A 1,122-nucleotide genomic window follows, 5' to 3' on the forward strand; every position below is an offset into this window, starting at 1 on the left:
TGAATTCGCTGGATCTGGCAGGTTCAGCAACGCTCTCCTCCCCTGCAAAAGTCAGAGCGGCGTTTACTCCGACCACGTTAACCATCAACGGTAATTACGCGGGCAACAACGGTCTGTTGGCCTTGCGTACCGTACTGGGTGATGACCTCTCGGCAACGGATAAAATGATTGTTCGTGGTGATACCAGTGGTACCACGCGCATCAGCGTCACCAACGCCGGCGGCGGCGGTTCGCAGACGGTAGAAGGCATCCCCATCGTGGAAGTGGAAGGTGCCTCTAACGGTACCTTTGTAAAAGAAGGTCGTATCATCGCGGGCGCATACGACTACAATATCATCAAAAAGAACAACCAGAACTGGCATCTGACCAGCGAGGCTATCCCGGAGCCATTACCGCCGGATGAGCCAGCACCAGCTTCACCAGAAACACCAGAACAGCCCGTTCCACAGTCTCCTGTCGTCCCGGAAGTTGAACATCAGTATCGCCCGGAAACCGGCAGCTATCTGGCGAATACCCTTGCGGCCAACACGCTGTTCAACACCCGTCTTCACGATCGTCTGGGTGAAACCCAGTACACCGACGCGTTAACCGGCGAGCAGAAGGTCACCAGTCTGTGGATGCGCCACATCGGCGGACATAACCGCTTCAGGGACGGTTCCGGGCAAATCAGCACCCAGAGCAACCGCTATGTGATGCAACTGGGCGGTGATATCGCGCAATGGAGCACCAACGGTAAGGATCGCTGGCATCTGGGTCTGATGGCCGGTTACGCCAACAGCAAGAGCCGCAGCCACTCCAGCCTGACCGGCTACACATCACGCGGGGAGATCAGCGGCTACAGCGCCGGTCTGTACGGCACCTGGTATGCCAACGACGCCGATAAAACCGGTGCTTATGTCGATGGCTGGATGCTCTACAACTGGTTTGACAACACCGTATCCGGCCAGGGACTGGCGTCTGAAAAGTATGACTCGGACGGCATCACCGCCTCTGTCGAAACGGGCTACACCTGGAAACTGGCCGAATTCAGCGAACGTAACGCGCTGTACATTCAACCTAAAGTCCAGGTGACCTGGATGGACGTGCAGGCCGATACCCACATCGAGAAAAATGGTACCCGCG

At 56.8% G+C, this 1,122-nt stretch carries 1 protein-coding gene; it reads left to right on the forward strand.

The window, feature by feature from the left end; all coding sequences use genetic code 11:
• Positions 1-1,122, forward strand: a 1,122-nt coding sequence (locus KE671_RS23165) for an autotransporter outer membrane beta-barrel domain-containing protein (protein ID WP_206164790.1), incomplete at both ends; no start/stop codon positions are given.

The sequence above is a fragment of the Citrobacter amalonaticus genome (assembly GCF_018252635.1).
Taxonomy (GTDB): domain Bacteria; phylum Pseudomonadota; class Gammaproteobacteria; order Enterobacterales; family Enterobacteriaceae; genus Citrobacter_A; species Citrobacter_A amalonaticus_E.